This is a genomic window from Burkholderia sp. FW306-1C-G01B (assembly GCF_058781685.1).
On the sequence record NZ_JBYSWZ010000009.1, the window covers coordinates 256,122 to 275,948 of the forward strand.

General features: G+C 66.6%; 16 protein-coding genes. 9 read left to right on the plus strand and 7 right to left on the minus strand.

Annotation, left to right across the window (positions count from 1 at the left end; genetic code table 11):
- Positions 1-61: 61 nt before the first annotated feature.
- On the minus strand, positions 62-1,606 hold the full coding sequence (locus tag AC3WLY_RS19860) for a Fic family protein (RefSeq protein ID WP_175959366.1): 1,545 nt from the start codon (positions 1,604-1,606) through the stop codon (positions 62-64).
- A 284-nt stretch (positions 1,607-1,890) separates the two neighbouring features.
- On the opposite strand from AC3WLY_RS19860, the gene AC3WLY_RS19865 reads away from it, so the two are divergent.
- From AC3WLY_RS19865 to AC3WLY_RS19885, 5 genes are all read left to right on the plus strand, one after another.
- Positions 1,891-2,784 (plus strand): urea transporter, encoded by an 894-nt coding sequence (locus AC3WLY_RS19865; RefSeq protein ID WP_492310399.1) that lies wholly within the window; start codon positions 1,891-1,893, stop codon positions 2,782-2,784.
- Complete coding sequence (locus AC3WLY_RS19870) at positions 2,759-3,535, plus strand: class II aldolase/adducin family protein (protein WP_492310400.1); 777 nt, start codon at positions 2,759-2,761, stop codon at positions 3,533-3,535. The genes AC3WLY_RS19865 and AC3WLY_RS19870 overlap by 26 nt, the downstream gene beginning before the upstream one ends.
- 59 nt (positions 3,536-3,594) lie before the next feature.
- Positions 3,595-3,783 carry a 4-oxalocrotonate tautomerase gene (locus AC3WLY_RS19875; RefSeq protein ID WP_072443320.1) on the plus strand — a complete coding sequence of 63 codons (189 nt, stop codon included), beginning with the start codon at positions 3,595-3,597 and terminating at the stop codon, positions 3,781-3,783.
- A gap of 105 nt (positions 3,784-3,888) precedes the next feature.
- Positions 3,889-4,110, plus strand: coding sequence for a hypothetical protein (locus AC3WLY_RS19880; RefSeq protein WP_310141000.1), 222 nt, complete (start codon positions 3,889-3,891; stop codon positions 4,108-4,110).
- A 116-nt stretch (positions 4,111-4,226) separates the two neighbouring features.
- Positions 4,227-9,068 carry an NAD-glutamate dehydrogenase gene (locus tag AC3WLY_RS19885; protein WP_492310401.1) on the plus strand — a complete coding sequence of 1,614 codons (4,842 nt, stop codon included), beginning with the start codon at positions 4,227-4,229 and terminating at the stop codon, positions 9,066-9,068.
- Positions 9,069-9,082: 14 nt separating this feature from the next.
- On the opposite strand, the gene AC3WLY_RS19890 is transcribed toward AC3WLY_RS19885, so the two are convergent.
- The 6 genes from AC3WLY_RS19890 to AC3WLY_RS19915 all read right to left on the minus strand — a co-directional run bounded on the left by AC3WLY_RS19890 (position 9,083) and on the right by AC3WLY_RS19915 (position 14,132).
- Positions 9,083-9,943 (minus strand): class I SAM-dependent methyltransferase, encoded by an 861-nt coding sequence (locus tag AC3WLY_RS19890; protein ID WP_492310402.1) that lies wholly within the window; start codon positions 9,941-9,943, stop codon positions 9,083-9,085.
- A 7-nt stretch (positions 9,944-9,950) separates the two neighbouring features.
- A complete protein-coding gene (locus tag AC3WLY_RS19895) occupies positions 9,951-10,301 on the minus strand; it encodes a VOC family protein (RefSeq protein ID WP_310140995.1) in 351 nt (116 codons plus the stop codon).
- A 1-nt stretch (position 10,302) separates the two neighbouring features.
- The gene (locus tag AC3WLY_RS19900) at positions 10,303-10,479 is read right to left on the minus strand and encodes a ribbon-helix-helix domain-containing protein (protein WP_089475130.1); all 177 of its coding nucleotides are present in this window, start codon (positions 10,477-10,479) and stop codon (positions 10,303-10,305) included.
- 119 nt (positions 10,480-10,598) lie between these two features.
- Entirely contained in the window at positions 10,599-11,429 is an 831-nt protein-coding gene (locus AC3WLY_RS19905) for an arylamine N-acetyltransferase family protein (RefSeq protein WP_492310403.1), read from the minus strand.
- Positions 11,430-11,552: 123 nt separating this feature from the next.
- Entirely contained in the window at positions 11,553-12,239 is a 687-nt protein-coding gene (locus AC3WLY_RS19910) for a hypothetical protein (RefSeq protein WP_492310404.1), read from the minus strand.
- A gap of 408 nt (positions 12,240-12,647) precedes the next feature.
- Entirely contained in the window at positions 12,648-14,132 is a 1,485-nt protein-coding gene (locus AC3WLY_RS19915; RefSeq protein ID WP_492332708.1) for an amidase, read from the minus strand.
- A 371-nt stretch (positions 14,133-14,503) separates the two neighbouring features.
- Between AC3WLY_RS19915 and AC3WLY_RS19920 the strand changes: the two genes are divergently transcribed.
- The 4 genes from AC3WLY_RS19920 (at position 14,504) to acnB (ending at position 19,570) form a co-directional block, all read left to right on the plus strand.
- On the plus strand, positions 14,504-14,938 hold the full coding sequence (locus AC3WLY_RS19920; RefSeq protein WP_034180351.1) for a universal stress protein: 435 nt from the start codon (positions 14,504-14,506) through the stop codon (positions 14,936-14,938).
- Positions 14,939-15,568: 630 nt separating this feature from the next.
- Positions 15,569-15,817 (plus strand): hypothetical protein, encoded by a 249-nt coding sequence (locus AC3WLY_RS19925; RefSeq protein ID WP_034180352.1) that lies wholly within the window; start codon positions 15,569-15,571, stop codon positions 15,815-15,817.
- 179 nt (positions 15,818-15,996) lie between these two features.
- Positions 15,997-16,470: a nuclear transport factor 2 family protein gene (locus AC3WLY_RS19930; RefSeq protein WP_492310406.1), complete on the plus strand. Its 474-nt coding sequence runs from the start codon at positions 15,997-15,999 to the stop codon at positions 16,468-16,470.
- 514 nt (positions 16,471-16,984) lie between these two features.
- The gene (gene acnB / locus AC3WLY_RS19935; protein ID WP_492310407.1) at positions 16,985-19,570 is read left to right on the plus strand and encodes a bifunctional aconitate hydratase 2/2-methylisocitrate dehydratase; all 2,586 of its coding nucleotides are present in this window, start codon (positions 16,985-16,987) and stop codon (positions 19,568-19,570) included.
- The last annotated feature ends 257 nt before the right edge of the window (positions 19,571-19,827 follow it).

Consider the following 19,827-nt stretch of genomic DNA (forward strand, 5'->3'; position numbering starts at 1 on the left):
GAAGGATCGTCGCATACATTCCGACCATCCGGAATTTCACTGTCGACAAATCCAACGAGCGTCATTCGTTGTCGAAGTTCATGTCCCTGCCTTCAAACGAGGACCGGATAGCTTCCACGACTCGCGACGCCCTGCGCTCATTCTCCAGCTGCGGATACTGCTGCTTCAGCTTGCCGGAGATTTGCCAGCCGTTTTCCTTGACAGAGCGAATGATACGGTCAGCATCCGGGCCCGGCATCTCCACGACCTCCTTGAGCCGCTCCTGGGCAAGCTGAAAGATCAGCAGCGTCCTGGCTTCATCGGCCATCTCCGTGCGAATCGTGTGCTCGACAACTCGCGCGGTATACAGAACGTGAGCCGTCAGATCCGGATAACGCCAAGCGAAGCGCGCATCTTCGTAGTCGTCGAATACGAAGTTGCTCAGCGTCCCGTCCTCATAGGTCACCAGTTCTCCGAACCGATAGGACGTTGCATAGCGGCGCATGAAGCAGCGAGAAAACACCTCGAGCGTGCGATCGTAACCGGCACGGAACTCCGTCGAACTCGTGATGGTTGCCGAGATCGGCAATATCACGCCATCCGGCACCGCCTTGTCCCGCACCAGAGAATCGTTGATTAGAAAGCGATGAATCCGGCCGTTGCCGTCTCGCATAGGGTGGATATAAACGAAGCCGAATGCCAACGCAGCGGCACGTGCCAGCGGCTCTGCGCCTCGAGTCGCGGCCTCGAATTCACCGAGGCCCTCCAGCATCGCCGCCACGTCCTCGAACGCAGGAGCAATGTAATGCACGATATTCTCGCGCATCGTCGCCTGCCCTACAAAGACCGGCGAACGCCGCAACCCCAAACCGAACGCATCGTGGCCCAGAATGCCGGCTTGCAGAGTATGCAGGCTACGGTCGCTTAGTGGAGCGTCGATACGGCCGCAGTATTGCGCGATGACGTGTGCAAACCGCTGGATGCGGTCGGTCTGATCAGCCTCTTTCTCGATGAGAAAGCTCGCCCGCGACTCCTTGAACGTCAACCAGCTGGCTGTCCGCATCAGGATGTCGGCCCCGAAAACGCGATCCAACTCTCTCAATGCGGTGCCCAAGTCGAACTGCAGCGCTGCCTGCACCGCCGCAGTTCGCCGAACCAGCGGGCAGAACGCGGGCGTTCCCGGCAAGTTGTCGTGCACGCGCCAACGGCGAACGCGAAGCGACTCTGTGCGAGTAAGGTATTCAGTCGGAGAAACGGCGTTGACATAGCCGCCGTTGGTCACGTCAGGCACATTCAGGCGCCTGCCTGTCAGCCACTCGTACAAGAAACCCGCGCGTCGGGCGTATTGGCCAAAGGGGGCATTTCGGCACCACATTTCGATCGGCTCCGGTCCCACGGCTGCAAACAGGCGTGCAAAAAACTCGAAGTGAAGCTCTTCGTACTTGAGTCCGAATTCAAAATGGCCGGCGAAGTCGTCGGTGGGTCGATAGCTGGGCGGATACCGGTTTTCTACCTGCTCATCAGTTTCCCGGCTCGCACGTCCGGTGCCGATGACCGAATCGACACGCAGAGGTTGTGCGAGCGTAATACCGTAGCGAGCAGCCAGAGCCTTGAAGCCGACTTGCATGGAAAAATCTCCTACCGAGGCCGCGAAAATACTACCAATTTCCGGATCCTACCCGAAAACGCTAACGCGTTCGCAGGGGCACGGAAAATCTAACGACGACCAAAATTTGCTACCAAAATAGAGAAACTCCAAAAAAACGCTAATGCGCCTGACAAACGCATCTTGGACAACGCTTTCCGCCCCAATTCGGGGCGCCGCCCACAAATCCTGACTATCCAGGATTCCCTATTCCGGTGCATGGAATTGTGTCCTATGCTCGCGGCTCGTCCTGTCCCGCCGCCACCATGCCTACCGCCCGCTCCGCCTCGCCGTCGATCGACCTGCGCATCCTGCTGCGCGGCATCGGGCAGATCGTGCTGCAGGCGAATGCGTTCACCGGCGCGCTGCTGCTCGCCGCGCTGGCGTTGACCGACGTGCGGCTCGCGTGCGCGGCGCTGGTCGGCTCGGCCGCCGCGAGCATGACCGCCGTGCTGACGGGCGCCGAGCGGCGCGACGTCGAACTGGGGCTGCACGGCTTCAACGGCGCGCTCGCCGCGCTGATCGCCGTGCTGCTCGCGCCCCGTCCGCTCGCCGCGCTCGCGCTGGTGCCGCTGGTCGCCATCGGCGCGGCACTCGTGCAACGCGCGATGCGCGCGCCGCTCGCCCGCTGGCGCCAGTGTCCGTATTCGAGCCCGTGCCTCGCCGTTACCGCGCTGTGGCTGTCGTTTGTTGCGCCGCCGCATGCGAGCGGCGCAACGGCTGGCGCGACACTGACGCTTTCTTCCATCGCCGACGCGCTGCTCTCGGGCATCGCGCAGACCATCTTCGCGCAAGGCGCGTGGGCCGGCGCGCTGATCGTCGCCGGCATCGCCGCCGCGTCGCGCCGCGCGGCCGCGTTCGCGCTCGGCGGCGCCATCGTGTCGGCCGTGCTGCTGCTCGCGCTCGGCGCGAACGGCACGTCGTTCGCCGACGGCCTGCTCGGCTTCAACGGCGCGCTCGCCGCGCTCGCGTTGGCGCCGCGCGGCCCGCGCGCGGCATTCGCGGCCGCCGCGCTCGCCGCACTGATCCAGTGGCTCGCGACATGCGCGGGCATCCCCGCGTTCACGGCCCCGTTCGTGCTCGCGTCGTGGGTCACGGTGGCCGTCGCGCGCCGCTTCACCCTCGGAGAACCCGATGTCGTCATTCGCACACCGTCCTGATGCCGTGAAACCCGGCGGCCCGATCTCGGACGCCGAACGCCGGCTGCGCGTCGATCTCGCCGCCGCGTATCGGCTCGTCGCGCTGAACGGCTGGGACGACCTGATCTACACGCACCTTTCCGCGACCGTGCCCGGCGAGCCCGGCCATTTCCTGATCAACCCGTTCGGCCTCGCGTTCGACGAGGTCCGCGCATCGAACCTCGTGAAGATCGACCTGGCCGGCAACCGGATCGGCGACAGCGAGCACGCGGTCAACGTGACGGGCTTCGCGCTGCACGCGGCCGTGCATGCCGCACGCGCCGACGCCGTGTGCGTGATGCATCTGCACAATACGGCCGGCATTGCCGTGTCGATCCAGCGCGACGGGCTGTTGCCCGCATCGCAGCACGCGCTGCGCTTTCATCGCGACCTCGCGTACCACGACTACGAGGCGCTCGCGTTCTCGCCGGCCGAAGGCGCGCGGCTGACCGCGAACCTCGGCGCGAAATCCGCGATGCTGCTGCGCAATCACGGCACGCTGACGGTCGGCCGCACCGTTGCCGAAGCCTATGTGCTGATGGATACGCTGATCAAGGCGTGCGACATCCAGGTGCGCGCGCAGGCGGGCGGCGGGCCGCTCGTGCTGCCCGACCCGGCCGTCGCCGACCGCACCGCCGAACAACTGCGCGGCGGCGGCGCGATCGAAGGCGAACTGGAATGGCCGGCGCTGCTGCGCCGGCTCGACCGGATCGATCCGTCGTATCGCGACTGACGCCGCAACCATCGCCGCAACCGCGGCCGAATCGTTCAAACCCAACCGGAGCACCTGTCATGCCGACTTTCAATATCCAGCTGTTCGAAGGCCGCACCGTCGACCAGAAGCGCGAATTCGTCGAAGCGATCACGCGCGTCACGTGCGAGACGCTCGGCTGCGCGCCGGGCTCGGTCGACATCATCCTGACCGACGTGAAGAAGGAGAACTGGGCGACGGCCGGGAAGCTGTGGAGCGACGAGGGCTGACAGGCGTAACGCAGTCCCTACGGAACCCGCCGGGCAAAACGAGCTCGAACCAGGCCGGAGCCTGAACGGCCGCGCCGCGACATCGCAGCGCTCGAAGGAGACCGCATGATCGAGAACACACGCATCGCCTCGGCGTTGAACGAGATGATCCTGTCCATGGGCGCGGAACTGGATCGATCGCTTCAGCAAGTCAAGGAAACCTGCTCCGAACACGAGTTCGCGACCTATCGCGAATTCGTCTCCTCCTTGCTCACCACGATGCTGGTCGACTTCATGAATCCACTCCATGCACGGCACCCCGATCTGAAGCCCGAGCGGCTCGACTAGCGCGCGTTCGCGCCGTCCCCCGGCTCCGCCGTTGTGCGCCCGCACATCGCTTTGTCACGCAATCGGCGCATAATGCCGGACAGACGCAGCAGCCAATGGCCACCCGGGAGACCGCCATGGAAGCGAAGAACGAGGAAGTCGTCGCACACCTGCTCTCCGACGTCGTCGAATTCGCGCGCGAGCGCCTGCCCGAAGCCACGTTCCGGATCGTCGAACCTTTCCTGCGTCATTACTACGATTTCGTCGACGCCGACGATCTCCAGGACCGCAGCATCGCCGACCTCTACGGCGCCGCGATGGCGCACTGGCAGACCGCCCAGAAATACGTGCCCGGCAGCGAACGGCTGCGCGTATACAACCCGATCCTCGAACAGCACGGCTGGCATTCCGACCACACGGTGATCGAGATCGTCAACGACGACATGCCGTTCCTCGTCGACTCGGTGACGATGGCCGTCAACCGCCTCGGGCTCGCGCTGCATTCGGCACTGCATCCCGTGTTCCGCATCTGGCGCGGCGCCAACGGCGGCATCGAGCGCGTCGACGCGGGCGGCGCGACGTCCGGCGACGGCCAGTCGCAACTCGCGTCGTTCATCCATTTCGAAGTCGATCGCTGCGGCGACGCCGCGCTGCTCGACACGCTGCGCGAGGACATCGCGCGCGTGCTCGGCGACGTGCGCGCATCGGTCGAGGACTGGCCGAAGATCGTCGACATCGTGCGCGCGACGATCAAGGACATGAAAGCGCGCGAATCGACCACGGAGGACATCGAGGCGCGCGCGTTCCTCGAATGGATGGCCGCCGATCACTTCACGTTCCTCGGCCACCGCGACTACGCGCTGGTGTCGGATGGCACCGGCTTCGGCCTGCGCGGCATCGAGGGCACGGGCCTCGGCATCCTGCGCGAATCGCTGCGCACGTCGGGCGCGTCGGACGTGACGCCGCTGCCGAAGGCCGCCGCCGACATCATCACCGGCTCCTGGCCGATCTTCCTGACCAAGGCGAATTCGCGCGCGACCGTGCACCGGCCCGGCTATCTCGACTACGTGGGCGTGAAGCTCGTCGGCGCCGACGGCAAGATCACCGGCGAGCGCCGCTTCATCGGGCTCTACACGTCGACCGCATACATGGTGTCGAGCGCCGAGATCCCGATCGTGCGCCGCAAGTGCGCGAACATCGTGCAGCGTGCAGGCTTCCTTCCGAAGGGGCATCTCGGCAAGACGCTCGTGACGGTGCTCGAAACCTATCCGCGCGACGAGCTGTTCCAGGCCGACGAAGACCAGCTCTACGACATCGCGCTCGGCATCCTGCGGCTGCAGGAACACCAGCGCACGCGCCTGTTCGTGCGCCGCGACCGGTTCGACCGCTTCGTGTCGTGTCTCGTGTTCGTGCCGCGCGACAAGTACAACACCGACCTGCGCCGGCGCATCGCGAAGCTGCTCGTCGACGCGTACAACGGCGTGAACGTCGAATTCACGCCGCTGCTGTCGGAATCGGCGATCGCGCGCATTCATTTCGTCGTGCATGCGGAGCCGGGCACGATGCCCGACGTCGACACGCGCGAGCTCGAAACGCGGCTCGTTCAGGTGGCGCGCCGCTGGCAGGACGATCTCGCCGACGCACTGCTCGACGCGTTCGGCGAAGAACAAGGCAACCGCCTGCTGCAACGCTATGCAGACTCGTTCCCGGCCGGCTATCGCGACGACTATCCGGCGCGCACGGCCGTGCGCGACATCGAGCTGATCGAGCGCGTGAAGGATTCGGGCCAGCTCGCGATGAACCTGTACCGGCCGATCGAGGCCGGGGCGCGCGCGTTTCGCTTCAAGGTCTATCGCACGGGCGACCCGATCGCGCTGTCGCGCAGCCTGCCGATGCTCGAGCATCTCGGCGTGCGCGTCGACGAGGAGCGGCCGTACCGGATCCAGACGCAGGACGCCGCGCACGCATGGGTGCACGACTTCGGGCTCGAACTCGCCGACGATACCGAGTTCGACATCGAGCGCGTGAAAGGCCTGTTCGAGGATGCGTTCGACCGGATCTGGAGCGGCCGGATCGAGAACGACGACTTCAACCGCCTCGTGCTGCGCGCGCACCTGAGCGCGCGCGAAGTGACGATCCTGCGCGCGTATGCGAAATACCTGCGACAGGTCGGCTCGACGTTCAGCGACGCGTATATCGAACGCGCGCTGACCGGCAATCCGGCGATCGCGCGCCAGTTCGTCGAGCTGTTCCTGCTGCGCTTCGACCCGCGCACCGGCGACACGCGCGACGTGCAGGCCGAACGGCTGCTGAAGGCGATCGAAGCTGCGCTCGACCAGGTGCCCAACCTCGACGAGGACCGCATCCTGCGCCAGTTCCTCGGCGTGATCAACGCGACCGAGCGCACCAACTACTTCCTGCTCGACGCGAACGGCGAATCGAAACCCTACCTGTCGTTCAAGTTCAATCCGGCGAAAGTGCCGGGCCTGCCCGAACCGAAGCCGATGTTCGAAATCTGGGTGTATTCGCCGCGCGTCGAAGGCGTGCACCTGCGCGGCGGCCGCGTCGCGCGCGGCGGGCTGCGCTGGTCGGATCGCCGCGAGGATTTCCGCACCGAGGTGCTCGGGCTGATGAAGGCGCAGATGGTGAAGAACGTCGTGATCGTGCCGGTCGGCTCGAAAGGCGGCTTCGTCGTGAAGAACCCGCCGCCGCCGAGCGATCGCGAAGCGTGGATGCGCGAAGGCATCGCGTGCTACCAGACGTTCCTGCGCGGCCTGCTCGACCTGACCGACAACCTGGTCGGCAACGCGATCGTGCCGCCGCCCGACGTCGTGCGCCACGACCCGGACGATCCGTATCTGGTCGTCGCCGCCGACAAGGGCACGGCCACCTTCTCCGACTACGCGAACGCGATCTCGCACGAATACGGCTTCTGGCTCGACGACGCGTTCGCGTCCGGCGGCTCGGTCGGCTACGACCACAAGAAGATGGCGATCACCGCGCGCGGCGCGTGGGAATCGGTGAAGCGGCACTTCCGCGAGATGGGCATCGATACGCAGACGACCGACTTCACGGTAGTCGGCGTCGGCGACATGTCGGGCGACGTGTTCGGCAACGGAATGCTGCTGTCGCCGCATATCCGGCTCGTCGCCGCGTTCGATCACCGGCACGTGTTCCTCGACCCGAACCCCGATCCGGCGGTCAGCTTCGCGGAGCGCCAGCGGATGTTCGCGCTCGAACGGTCGAGCTGGGCCGACTACGACCCGGCCGCGATTTCGGCGGGCGGCGGCGTCTATCCGCGCACCGCGAAGACGATCCCGCTGTCGCCGGGCGTGCAGGCCGCGCTCGGCATCGACGCGCACGCGCTGCCGCCGACCGAGCTGATCCGTGCGATCCTGCAGGCGCCGGTCGACCTGCTGTACAACGGCGGCATCGGCACCTACGTGAAGGCCGCGCGCGAAACCCACCTGCAGGTCGGCGACCGCGCGAACGACGCGGTGCGCGTGAACGGCGCGGACCTGCGCTGCAAGGTGGTCGGCGAAGGCGGCAACCTCGGCTGCACGCAGTTCGGCCGCATCGAGTTCGCGCAGCGCGGCGGCCGCATCAACACCGATGCGATCGACAACTCGGCCGGCGTCGATTGTTCGGATCACGAAGTCAACATCAAGATCCTGCTCGGGCTCGTCGTCTCCGACGGCGAGATGACCGGGAAGCAGCGCAACGCGCTGCTCGCGGAGATGACCGACGAAGTCGGGCTGCTCGTGCTGCGCGACAATTACTACCAGACGCAGGCGCTGTCGATCGCGGGCCGCTACGGCGTCGAGCAGCTCGACGCCGAGGCGCGCCTGATGCGCTGGCTCGAACGCGCGGGCCGCCTGAACCGCGTGATCGAGTTCCTGCCGACCGACGACGAAGTCGCCGAACGGCAAGCCGCGAAGCTCGGCCTCACGTCGCCGGAGCGCGCGGTGCTGCTCGCGTACAGCAAGATGTGGCTCTACGACGCGCTGCTCGAATCCGACGTGCCCGAGGATCCGCTGGTCGCCGCGATGCTCGTCGACTACTTCCCCAAGCCGCTGCAGCAGCGCTTCAGCGAGCCGATGCGCCGCCATCCGCTGCGCCGCGAGATTCTCGCGACACACCTGACCAATGCGCTCGTCAATCGCGTCGGCTGCGCGTTCGTGCATCGGCTGATGGAGGAAACCGACGCGAATCCGGGCGACATCGTGCGCGCGTGCATCATGGCGCGCGACGTGTTCGACCTCGATGCGGTATGGCGCGACATCGACGCGCTCGACAACCGCGTCGCCGACGACGTGCAGGCGCGCATGTTCGTCGACGTCGCACGGCTGCTGGAGCGCGCGGCGCTGTGGTTCCTGCGTCATTTGCAGTCCGGCGCGGTGGCCGACGGCGGCGTTAGCGAGCTGATCGCGCGCTGCCGCGACGCGGCGCAGCGGCTCGCGCCGCAGCTGCCGTCGCTGCTGCCGGCCGACGCGCTCGATGCGCTGTCCGAGCGGCAGCGCGTGCTCGTTGAAGCCGGCGTCGACAGCGCGCTCGCGGTGCGCGTCGCGAGCGGCGACATCTCGGCCGCGCTGCTCGACATCGCCGAAGTGGCCGCAACCTGCAACCGCAGCCTCGAACTCGTCGCGGGCGTCTATTTCTCGCTCGGCACGCTGCTCAATTACGGATGGATCGGCGAACGCGCGGCGACGCTGCCGACGCCGACGCACTGGGACATGCTCGCACGCGCGGCCGCGCTAGCGGAAGTCGCGCGACTGAAGCGCACGCTCGCAACGAGCGCGCTCGCGGAATCGTCGGATTCGACCACGCCGGAGACGATCGTCGGCGCGTGGCGCGAGCGCCGCGACGCCGCGCTCGCGCGCTACGAGCACCTGCTCGCGGACCTGCGCGCGTCGGGCGGCGCCAGCCTCGCGGTACTGCTCGTGATCGTGCGCGAGATGGCCGTGCTCGAACGCGCGTGACGGTTCTGGCTGGATCAGACCGTCGCGACCAGCAGCTCTTCCGCGTTGTTCGGCGGCCGCAGGCCGTCCGTGCGATCGGCGAAATAGCGCCGCGTCAGTTCGGCGGCCGATACGTGCGCGGCAGTCGCGAAGCCGGCCCCCAGCGCGAGCGCCTGGATCTGCGCCGGCATGAAGAAGCTGATGAACGGCGTGCCGCTCGCGCGCGCGCCCTTCGCGGCCATTTCCAGCCCCGGGCGCACGTCCGGGTCCGCGTTCTCCAGCGGCAGCAGGAAAGTCATCGCGAGCGTCGAGCCCGGCGCGAGCGACGCGACTTCGCGCAGCGCGGCCGCGTTCGCTTCGCGCGTCAGGTACATGCTGACGCCGGTGGACACCACGACCGCCGGCTTGCCGGCATCGAAGCCCGCGCCGACGAGCGCATCGCGCCACGACTGCTTCGCCTCGAAATCGACCGGCACGAAGCGCAGCCAGTCGGGCACGCCGAAGCCGAGTTCGACCAGGCGGCGTTGCTTCCATGCCTGCGGCGCCGGCGGGTCGACTTCGAAGACGGTCACGCGCGACGCCATGTCGGGCCGGCGCTGCACGAAACTGTCGAGGCCCGCGCCGAGGATCACGTACTGGCTCACGCCGCGCGCGGCCTGCTCGGCCACGAGATCCTCGATGAAGCGCGCCCGCGCGACGATCGACGCGCGAAACGGCCGCGTGAACCGCGGATCCATGTCGCCGCGCTGCTGCCAGCCCGGCGCCGGCGCGAGCAGTCGAAGCCCGACTTCGTCGGCGAGCACGTGCGGCGGCGCGTCGAGTTCGACGTGCAGCGCGCGCCACAGCGCGACGCGCGCGGCGGTGCTGTCGGGGGCGTCTTCGCGGGTATCGGTCATCGCGGCCTCACGCGCCCTGCTTGCCCGGCGCCTGCAGCCGCCACACGCGGCCGTCCGGGTCGCGCACGGTCATGTCGCGCGTGCCCCAGTGCGTGTCCTCGAACGGCGTGACGACATCGACGATCGGCTGCGGCCGCACCGCCTGCTCGTCCGGCACCTTGAGCACGACCTGCATGTCGGGCACCTCGCCCGGCGGCACTTCGGCGATGAACAGAAAAGGGCCGTCGCCGCTGCGTAGCTGGCCCGAGTTGTGATCGGTTTCGAATTCCAGCGTGAAGCCCAGCGCCTGGAAGAATTTCGCGGACTTGCCCCAGTTGTGCGTCGTCAGGTACACGGCTTCGATTCGCTCGGATGACATGTCACTCCTCCTTGGTGGACGGCCCCGCGCCCGGCGGCGGCGCGGCCAGGTATGCGCGCAACGCGTCGGCCACCAGCGCGGACAGCGATTGCTCCGTTTCGATGGCGCGATGCTTGACCTGCCGGATCAGGCCAAGCGGCAGGTACACGTTGAATTGCTTCACTTCTTCGTCGGTCATGGCTGCTAGTATGCTAGCAAAATAGCAATTGTCAAATGCGGGCGGTGGAGAGCGGGATGTCTTGATCGGGCGCGGCCCGCCGCGCGGGCCGCCGGCGCGAACCCCGTGGGTTCGCGTCGTTACTTCGCGGCGCGCGCCGCCAGCCGCGCAAACAGCGCGTCGAGATCGAACCCTGCCGTATCGATGCCGATCGTGTCGCGCAGGCATGCGCCCCACGCGGCCGCGTCGTCGAACGTGACGGTGCGCCCGGCCCCCACCGCGTCGCGCAGCGTCAGCGCGGTGTTGAGCAGCGCCGCGCGGCCGTCCGGCAGCACGCGGCATGCGATCAGGTCGTTCACGAAGATCGATTCCGGATACGTCGACGTGAACCAGTTCGCGGCGTCGTAATCGATCCACTCGGCCGGCTTCAGCGAGAAACGGTAAGTGGTCTGCCAGCCATCGGGGATTTCGAACTGCATGTCGAATTCGCCGTCGACCGGCGCGTCGATCACGCGAAACGCGCCATGCGGCGTCAGTTGCCGCTCGCCCGGCACGAAGCGCAGCGGCGCGGTCAGCGTCGCGCTGCCGAAGCCGATGTCCGCGAGCCAGACCGCATCGTCGAGATCGATGCGCAGCAGCATGTGCGTCTGCGCGGTGACGATCTCGGGCGGCCGCATCCAGCGCACGCGCGCGATCAGCGGCGTCACGCGAAAACCGATCGTCGTGAGCGCGGTATGGAACAGCTTGTTGAGTTCGAAGCAGTAGCCGCCGCGGCGATGCCCGATCACCTTGTCGACGATCGCGGGCAGGTCGAGCGCGACGCGCGCGCCGGTCAGCGGATTGAGGTTTTCGAACGGAATCGCCTGCGGGTGCAGCAGATGCAGCCGGCGCAGCACGTCGAGCGTCGGCTCGGCCGGGCCGTCGTAGCCGATGCGGGAGAAATAGCGCGAGAGGTCGAACGAGTCAGTCATGAACCTGCACCGGTAAAAAGGACACGCCACGATAGCATCGCGCGAAATCCCCATGTTGGGCGGGGCGATTGTCCGCCGTCGCGCGCGATGCCGGCACCGCACCGCGCGCGGCCCCGCGCAACGTTACGGCAGCAGCTTCAGCGCCGACGACGCGACCGACGGCACCGAAATGCCCTGGCTCGTCGCGAACTGCACGGCCTGGTTGAGCATCGCCGCGAGCGACTGCAACTGGCCCGGCGCGCTTTGCGCGATATACGACGCGGCCTGCATGTTCTGCGGATTCAGGCCTGACTGCAGCAGCGACGCGGCGCTCGTCGAACCGAGATTGCCGAGCCCCGACTGCAGTTGCGAATACTGCGTAAGCCCCTGGCCGAGCGATGCGAGGCCGTTGCTGAACGCCTGCTTGTCGATCGGGCCGTGCGACGCGCCGCCGCTCGCGAAAGCCTGGCCGAGCGCCTGCGACACCGACTGCTGCGCGCCGCCCATCTGCGACAGTGCGGCCGGCGTCAGCGCATCGCCGCCGGCCAGCTGGCTCGCGGCCTGCTGCGCCTGCCCGGCCGCGCCGGTCAACCCCATCGCCGACGCGAGCGACGACTGGCCGGACAACACCTGCTGGTTCGCACCGACATACGCCTGCAGCAGTTGCGCGATGCCGCCCTGCGCGGGCGCTGCCTGTTGCTGGCCGCCGCCGAGCAGCGATGCGCCGAGCGACTGCAGATCGAGCTGCGCGTGCGCGGCGCCGCTCGCCAGGATGCCGAACGCGATGCCTGCCGAGGCCAGATGCCTGCCCGTCGCGCGAATGTGCTTCATGTGTTTCCCTCGTGCCGGAATGATTGAGGCCGATATTGTCGAAGCGCGTCGCGCGCCGCCGCAACGACTGAAACACATCGAAACGAAATCACGCCACGCGGCCGCTTGCAATTCCGCGACCGACGGACACGGTCGAGCGGATTCGTCCGCGGTTGATGCGCGATATCACGCCTGTGCCGGCATTCGTTCTCCGGTTGCATGAATGACGGCGGGTTTCGGGTTCTGCGAGCGGTACCGCAAAACGTATCGCGGCCCGGAAACGCGTTCTCGCGGGCGTGCTGAGTGCTGGGTGCCGACAAACATCGCGTTCGGGGATCGAAGCAAAACGGGCGGCTCGCCGCCACCCGTTTCGTCACCCTGCTACCCGTCACCCTGCTACCCGTTACCGGCTGCCGGCCGGCCGCGACCTTACGCAGCCATCCACGCCGGCAGCCGCCGGCCGACCCAGTCGGCCGCCTGCTCGTAGCCGCGCGCGAGCTGCAGCACGGCGAGATCGGCGCGCGGACGCCCGATCAGCTGCATCCCCATCGGCAGCCCCGCGTCATTGAAGCCGACCGGCACGTTGATCACCGGACAGCCGGCCAGCGTCCACGGCACGACCGTTTCCATCCAGCGGTGATAAGTGTCCATCGCGCGGCCCGCGATTTCCTTCGGCCAGCGCTGGTCGACGTCGAACGGAAACACCTGCGCGGTCGGCGCCGCGATGAAGTCGTAGCGATCGAAGAAGCTCAGCACGGCCTGGTGCCACACGGTGCGCTCGACGCTCGCGTCGAACACGGCCGCGCCCTGCATCGCGAGCAGCCCTTCGACCTCGTAGATCGCCTCGGGCTTCAGCAGCGCGCGGCGCGCCGGGTCGCGATAGTGCGCGAGCAGCCCGCCGCCGGACAGCAGGTGCCGATGCACGAGCCACAGGCGCCAGATCCGGTCGGGCGCGAATGCCGGCAGCGCGGCATCGACGTCGCAGCCGATCTCGCGCAGCGTTGCCAGCCCCTGTTCGCACTGCGCGAGCACGCCGGCCTCGGTCGCGAGATAACCGTTCCAGTCGCCGACCCACGCGATGCGCTTGCCGCGCAGGTCCGCGTCGAGCGGCTGCGCGAACACGGCCGGATCTTCCGCGAGCGACAGCGGATCGTTGCGGTCGTAGCCGGCCTGGATCGCGAGCAGCTGCGCGACGTCGCCGACCGTGCGGCCCATCGGCCCTTCGATGCCGAGCTGCTGCATGAACACGTCGACGGCCGGCCAGCGCGGTACGCGCCCCTGCGACGGGCGGAAGCCGTAGATGTTGCAGAACGCGGCCGGATTGCGCAGCGAGCCGCCGAAATCGCTGCCGTCCGCCACCGGCAGCATCCGCGACGCGAGCGCCGCCGCCGTGCCGCCGCTGCTGCCGCCCGCGCTCTTCGTCAGGTCGTACGGATTGCGCGTCGCACCATAAACCTCGTTGAACGTGTGCGAACCGAGCCCGAACTCCGGCGTATTGGTCTTGCCGATGAAGATCGCGCCGGCCGCGCGCATCCGCGCGACGCCGACGGAATCGGCCTGCGGCACGTTCTCGCGGAAGATCGGCGAGCCGTAGGTGGTCCGCAGCCCCTTCGTCATCGCCAGATCCTTCGGCGCCTGCGGCATCCCGTGCATCCAGCCTTGGTACTCGCCGCGCGCCAGCGCGGCATCCTTTTCCGCGGCTTCGGCGAGCAGCGCATCGCGCTCGCGCAGCGCGACGATCGCATTGACTGCGCCGTTCACGCGCTCGACGTGGTCGAGATACGCGCGCATCGTCTCGACGCACGAGATCGCCTTGCCGCGGATCGCCGACGCGAGCTCGCCGGCCGACAGGCGCACGATCGGGTCGACGGGGATGGAGGCGGGAGCGAGAAGCTGCGGGGCGCCGTGCGGCATGCGGGTCTCCTGAAATCGGAATGGAATGGCAGGCCGCGTGGCGGCGGCGGTCGCCCCCGAACCGGCCGGGAGGGGCCGCGCCGCGGCCGATGCTCTCTACTCTACGCGACCCCGATTCGGCGACCTCCGATATTTTCCGTCGCGATTCATTGCGAATCCGACTGAATCGGGGCAAAGCATACCGGGCCGCCCACGCCGGCCCGATCGATGAAATCGTTTATGCGCATAAACTAAAATTTCTTATATTTCTAATAGGCGCGACACGAGACGGCGCGCGTTAACGACATTTTTACGCGATCGCCCGATCTCTTTAGATGGTTCGTTCCGGCGGCGCGCTACGCTGGAAGCATCTTGTTCCCTGGACATCGTTCATGCTCAAGCTGCTGGTTCCGGTCGGTCACTCGCCACGCTCGCTTCAGGCGGTTCGCCACGCGACATTCCTGTATCGCGAGCGGTGCGCGTCGGAGATCGTGCTGATCAACGTTCAGGCGCCGCTCGAATCGACGCGGCTCGAGGCCTATCACCCGCTGTCGCGGCTGCGCTCGATCGAGGAAAAGTTCGCGTCCGACGATCTGGCCATGGCGGAGCGGATTCTGCAGGATGCCGGCGTCAAATACAGCGTCGTGAAGAAGGTCGGGCCGGTGGCCGATACGATCGCGGCCGTGGCGGCCGAGACCGGATGCGACGAGATCGTGGTCGTCGCGCCGCGGCACGACCCGCTTCATGCACTGATGTCGGTGTTTCGCCGCAGCGTGATGGGCCGGCTGGTGCGGATTTCGAATGTGCCGGTGACGGCCGTGCAATGACGGAAACGATGCGTGTCGACAGTCTCACGACGGGCCGCAGGCTTGCACCAGCGACGGACGAATGAGCGGCGCAGTATGTGTGCGCGTTGCGCGCCGCACGTGTACTGCCCCTCACGCGGCGCTTATTTGATGACCTTGCGCCAGAACACGAAATAGGCGGCCGCCGAAGACGCAACCAGCAGGATTGCCCACATCGGAGCAAGACTGATCAGCACGGAAGAGACGTTAAGCATTTGGATTCCTCACTATTTCGACAGCGATGTTCGGCACGCACCTGCTTGCCGGAACCGATGCATTCATCCGTCATCGCGTTCCGTCAAATCATGCATTCATGCTATCGCTTTGAGCGGCAGCGCGACCGCCCCCTCCCGCCAGTACCCTGACATTCGTCAAACTCGCGCGAATCACACACCTCTCGCACCGAAATCCGTCGCACGATTGCCGCGCTGCGTGCCTATCCTCGTCTGCCGGCCGCCAGCCTGAAAGCTCCGTTCCTTTTGCACGCGAAACACGAAAAACGCGACGGGATCACGCCGCCCCGCCACCGATTCAGCAGACGTTTACCGGGGGAAGCCCCAAGTGCTTCGCCGAACGTGTCCGCGTTACGCTTGAGCGACGAGGAGACGCACCATGAGACGAGCCGTACATATCGCTGTTTTCGCGCTGCTGGCGTATCTCATTGCCGATCGCGCGATCCTGCATGCGCAGGGCCGCGACGCCAGCCCGCTTGCATGCGAACAGGGCGCCGCGCAGGTGAAGGCCGACGCGCTCGGCCGCGGCTTCGGCGAGGCGGCCGCCGGCAGCCAGAGCGAGGCATTCATGTCGGGTTGCCTCGTGACCGGGCGAGGCAACCGGGACGTCGCGATGGCGAACCGTTGACGCGAATCCGGTGACGTTCCGATCGCATTCGAGTCAATTCCCGCTGTTTACCGTCATTTTCTCGATCGATGTCGCGACGGATGTCACGCTCCGGACGCCGTTCATGCTGAAGGTCTGCTCGTGGCCCGTGCCGTCGCGGGGAAGACGCCGCTTCATCTACAACAACAGTCAATCAAAAGATGAGTCATCTCAACACCGATTTGATCCAGCGTTTTTACACGGCCTTTCAGCAGCGCGACATCGACGCGATGCTCGCCTGCTATGCCGATGACATCGTCTTCAGCGATCCCGCGTTCGGCGAGCTGCGCGGCGAGCTCGCGCGCGACATGTGGCGCATGCTGGTGGCGCGTGCGCAGGAATTTTCGTTGACGTTCGGCGAGGTCGACGCGGACGAACAAACCGGGCGCGCGCAGTGGGTCGCGCACTACCGGTTCACCGCGACCGGCCGCATGGTGGTCAACCGGATCGATGCGCGTTTCCGGTTCCGCGACGGGCTCATCGCCGAGCATCGCGACAGTTTCGACCTGTGGCGCTGGGCGCGTCAGGCGCTTGGGCTGAAGGGCGCCCTGCTCGGCTGGACGCCGTTCGTGCAACGCGCGATCCGCGCGCAGGCGCGGAAGAATCTCGACGCGTATCGGGCAAAGCGGAGATAGGACGCGCGCCGCTACTATTTCATCGTGGCGTTGGCGTGTGTACCGCTTCTTGCGTGCTTGTGCAGATATGTGCGGCACCTGAAACCAGAATCGAGCGCAAGGGCTTCTCTAGCTGGGGCGTGTAGTCGTCCGGCGCGGCTTCGCACGGCCCGCTTCTGTTCCACATAACGAAAGCGAACCCCGAAGAGACCGACCTGGCGTCAACGGACGCCCCCAAACCGCAGCCGGGCAGCCAGCCGCAAATCGCCCCCCCCTCCTGCCGGCTATCGCAAGAACCACACGAAATACCTTGTCCGCAAAGGCGCTCGGGCCGCCCCCCGGAGCACGCACGGAAACGCCGACTCCCCCGCGCCGCCACGCTCCCCCGCATCTTGCCCGACAACTCTTATATAAGACATAAGACATTTGACGTTACAGTTCATTGAGATTAGAATCCCGCTCAAAGCAGTGCCTGGAACAGCCCCGGAGTGCCGGAAAGGCCTTCCCCTCAAACGCCATATCAGCAGGTCTCCCCATGCTTGAAAACTTTCGCGCTCACGTGGCCGCCCGCGCCGCGCTCGGTATTCCTCCCCTGCCGCTGACGGCTCAGCAAACCGCCGAACTGGTGGAACTGCTGACGAACCCGCCCGCCGGCGAAGAGCAGACGCTGCTCGAACTGATCACCTACCGCGTGCCGGCCGGCGTCGACGAAGCCGCCCGCGTGAAGGCCGGCTTCCTGGCCGCCGTGGCCAAAGGCGAGACCGCCTGCCCGCTGATCTCGCGCGCGCGCGCCACCGAACTGCTCGGCACGATGCTGGGCGGCTACAACATCCAGCCGCTGATCGAACTGCTGTCCGACGACGCAGTCGCGGCCGTGGCCGCCGACGCGCTGAAGAAAACCCTGCTGATGTTCGACCAGTTCCATGACGTGAAGGAACTCGCCGACAAGGGCAACGCCCACGCGAAGGCCGTGCTGCAAAGCTGGGCCGACGCCGAATGGTTCACGAGCCGTCCGGAAGTGCCGCAAAGCCTGACCGTCACCGTCTTCAAGGTGACGGGCGAAACCAACACAGACGACCTGTCGCCGGCACCGGACGCGACCACCCGCCCGGACATCCCGATGCACGCGCTGGCGATGCTGAAGAACGCGCGCCCGGGCATCACGCCGGAAGAAGACGGCAAGCGCGGCCCGGTCAAGTTCATCGAGTCGCTGAAGGAAAAGGGTCACCTGGTCGCATACGTGGGCGACGTGGTCGGCACCGGCTCCTCGCGCAAGTCGGCCACCAACTCGGTGCTGTGGTTCACCGGCGAAGACATCCCGTTCGTTCCGAACAAGCGCTTCGGCGGCGTGTGCCTCGGCGGCAAGATCGCTCCGATCTTCTACAACACGATGGAAGACGCGGGCGCGCTGCCGATCGAACTCGACGTGTCGCAGATGGAAATGGGCGACGTGGTCGAACTGCGTCCGTATGACGGCAAGGCGCTGAAGAACGGCGAAGTGATCGCCGAATTCCAGGTCAAGTCCGACGTGCTGTTCGACGAAGTGCGCGCCGGCGGCCGCATTCCGCTGATCATCGGCCGCGGCCTGACCGCGAAGGCACGCGAAGCGCTGGACCTCGCGCCGTCGACGCTGTTCCGCCTGCCGCACCAGCCGGCCGACAGCGGCAAGGGCTTCTCGCTCGCGCAGAAGATGGTCGGCCGCGCATGCGGTCTGCCGGAAGGCCAGGGCGTCCGCCCGGGCACGTACTGCGAACCGAAGATGACCTCGGTCGGCTCGCAGGACACCACGGGCCCGATGACCCGCGACGAACTGAAGGATCTCGCGTGCCTCGGCTTCTCGGCCGACCTCGTGATGCAGTCGTTCTGCCACACCGCCGCTTATCCGAAGCCGGTCGACGTGAAGACGCACCAGACGCTGCCGAACTTCATCAGCACGCGCGGCGGCATCGCGCTGCGTCCGGGCGACGGCGTGATCCACTCGTGGCTGAACCGCATGCTGCTGCCCGACACCGTCGGCACCGGCGGCGATTCGCACACGCGCTTCCCGATCGGCATCAGCTTCCCGGCAGGCTCGGGCCTGGTGGCCTTCGCGGCCGCCACCGGCACGATGCCGCTGGACATGCCGGAATCGGTGCTGGTCCGCTTCAAGGGCAAGATGCAGCCGGGCGTCACGCTGCGCGACCTCGTCAACGCGATTCCGCTGTACGCGATCAAGCAAGGCATGCTGACGGTCGCCAAGCAAGGCAAGAAGAACATCTTCTCGGGCCGCATTCTCGAAATCGAAGGCCTGCCCGACCTGAAGGTCGAGCAAGCGTTCGAACTGTCGGATGCGTCCGCCGAGCGTTCGGCCGCCGGTTGCACGGTCCACCTGAACAAGGAACCGATCATCGAATACCTGAACAGCAACGTCACGCTGCTGAAGTGGATGATCGCGCAGGGCTACCAGGATCCGCGCAGCCTGCAGCGCCGTATCGCGGCAATGGAGCAGTGGCTGGCCGACCCGCAACTGCTGTCGCCGGATGCCGACGCCGACTACGCGGCCGTCATCGAGATCGATCTCGCCGACATCCATGAGCCGATCGTCGCATGCCCGAACGACCCGGACGACGTGAAGACGCTGTCCGACGTCGCTGGCGCGAAGATCGACGAAGTGTTCATCGGCTCGTGCATGACCAACATCGGCCACTTCCGTGCGGCGTCGAAGCTGCTCGAAGGCAAGCGCGACATCCCGGTCAAGCTGTGGGTCGCCCCGCCGACCAAGATGGACCAGAAGCAGCTGACGGAAGAAGGTCACTACGGCGTGTTCGGCACGGCCGGTGCGCGTACCGAAATGCCGGGCTGCTCGCTGTGCATGGGCAACCAGGCACAGGTGCGCGAAGGCGCGACGGTCATGTCGACGTCGACCCGCAACTTCCCGAACCGCCTGGGCAAGAACACGAACGTGTACCTCGGCTCGGCGGAACTGGCGGCAATCTGCTCGCGCCTGGGCAAGATCCCGACCAAGGACGAGTACATGGCCGACATGGGCGTGCTCAGCGCCAACGGCGACAAGATCTACAAGTACATGAACTTCGACCAGATCGAAGACTTCAAGGAAGTGGCCGACACCGTGCAGATGTAAGCACACGGGTCGGGCTGCGGCGGGTTGTTGCCGTCGCAGCATCGCGCAATGGCGCCGCAGGCTGCATGCTCGCGGCGCCATTTTTTTATTCGGCGCTGGACCGAAGTACCGGCCCGGTCAGTCGCAAGCGCGTAAAACCGTTCGGTCAGGTCGGACGGCAAGCCTTCGCCTATCCTTGCGCTGCGTCGAGATCGACATGCTCGCGGACGTCTTCAGGTTGCGCGCAACGCGCTCCGTTGCCAACGGATCGCCCCAGA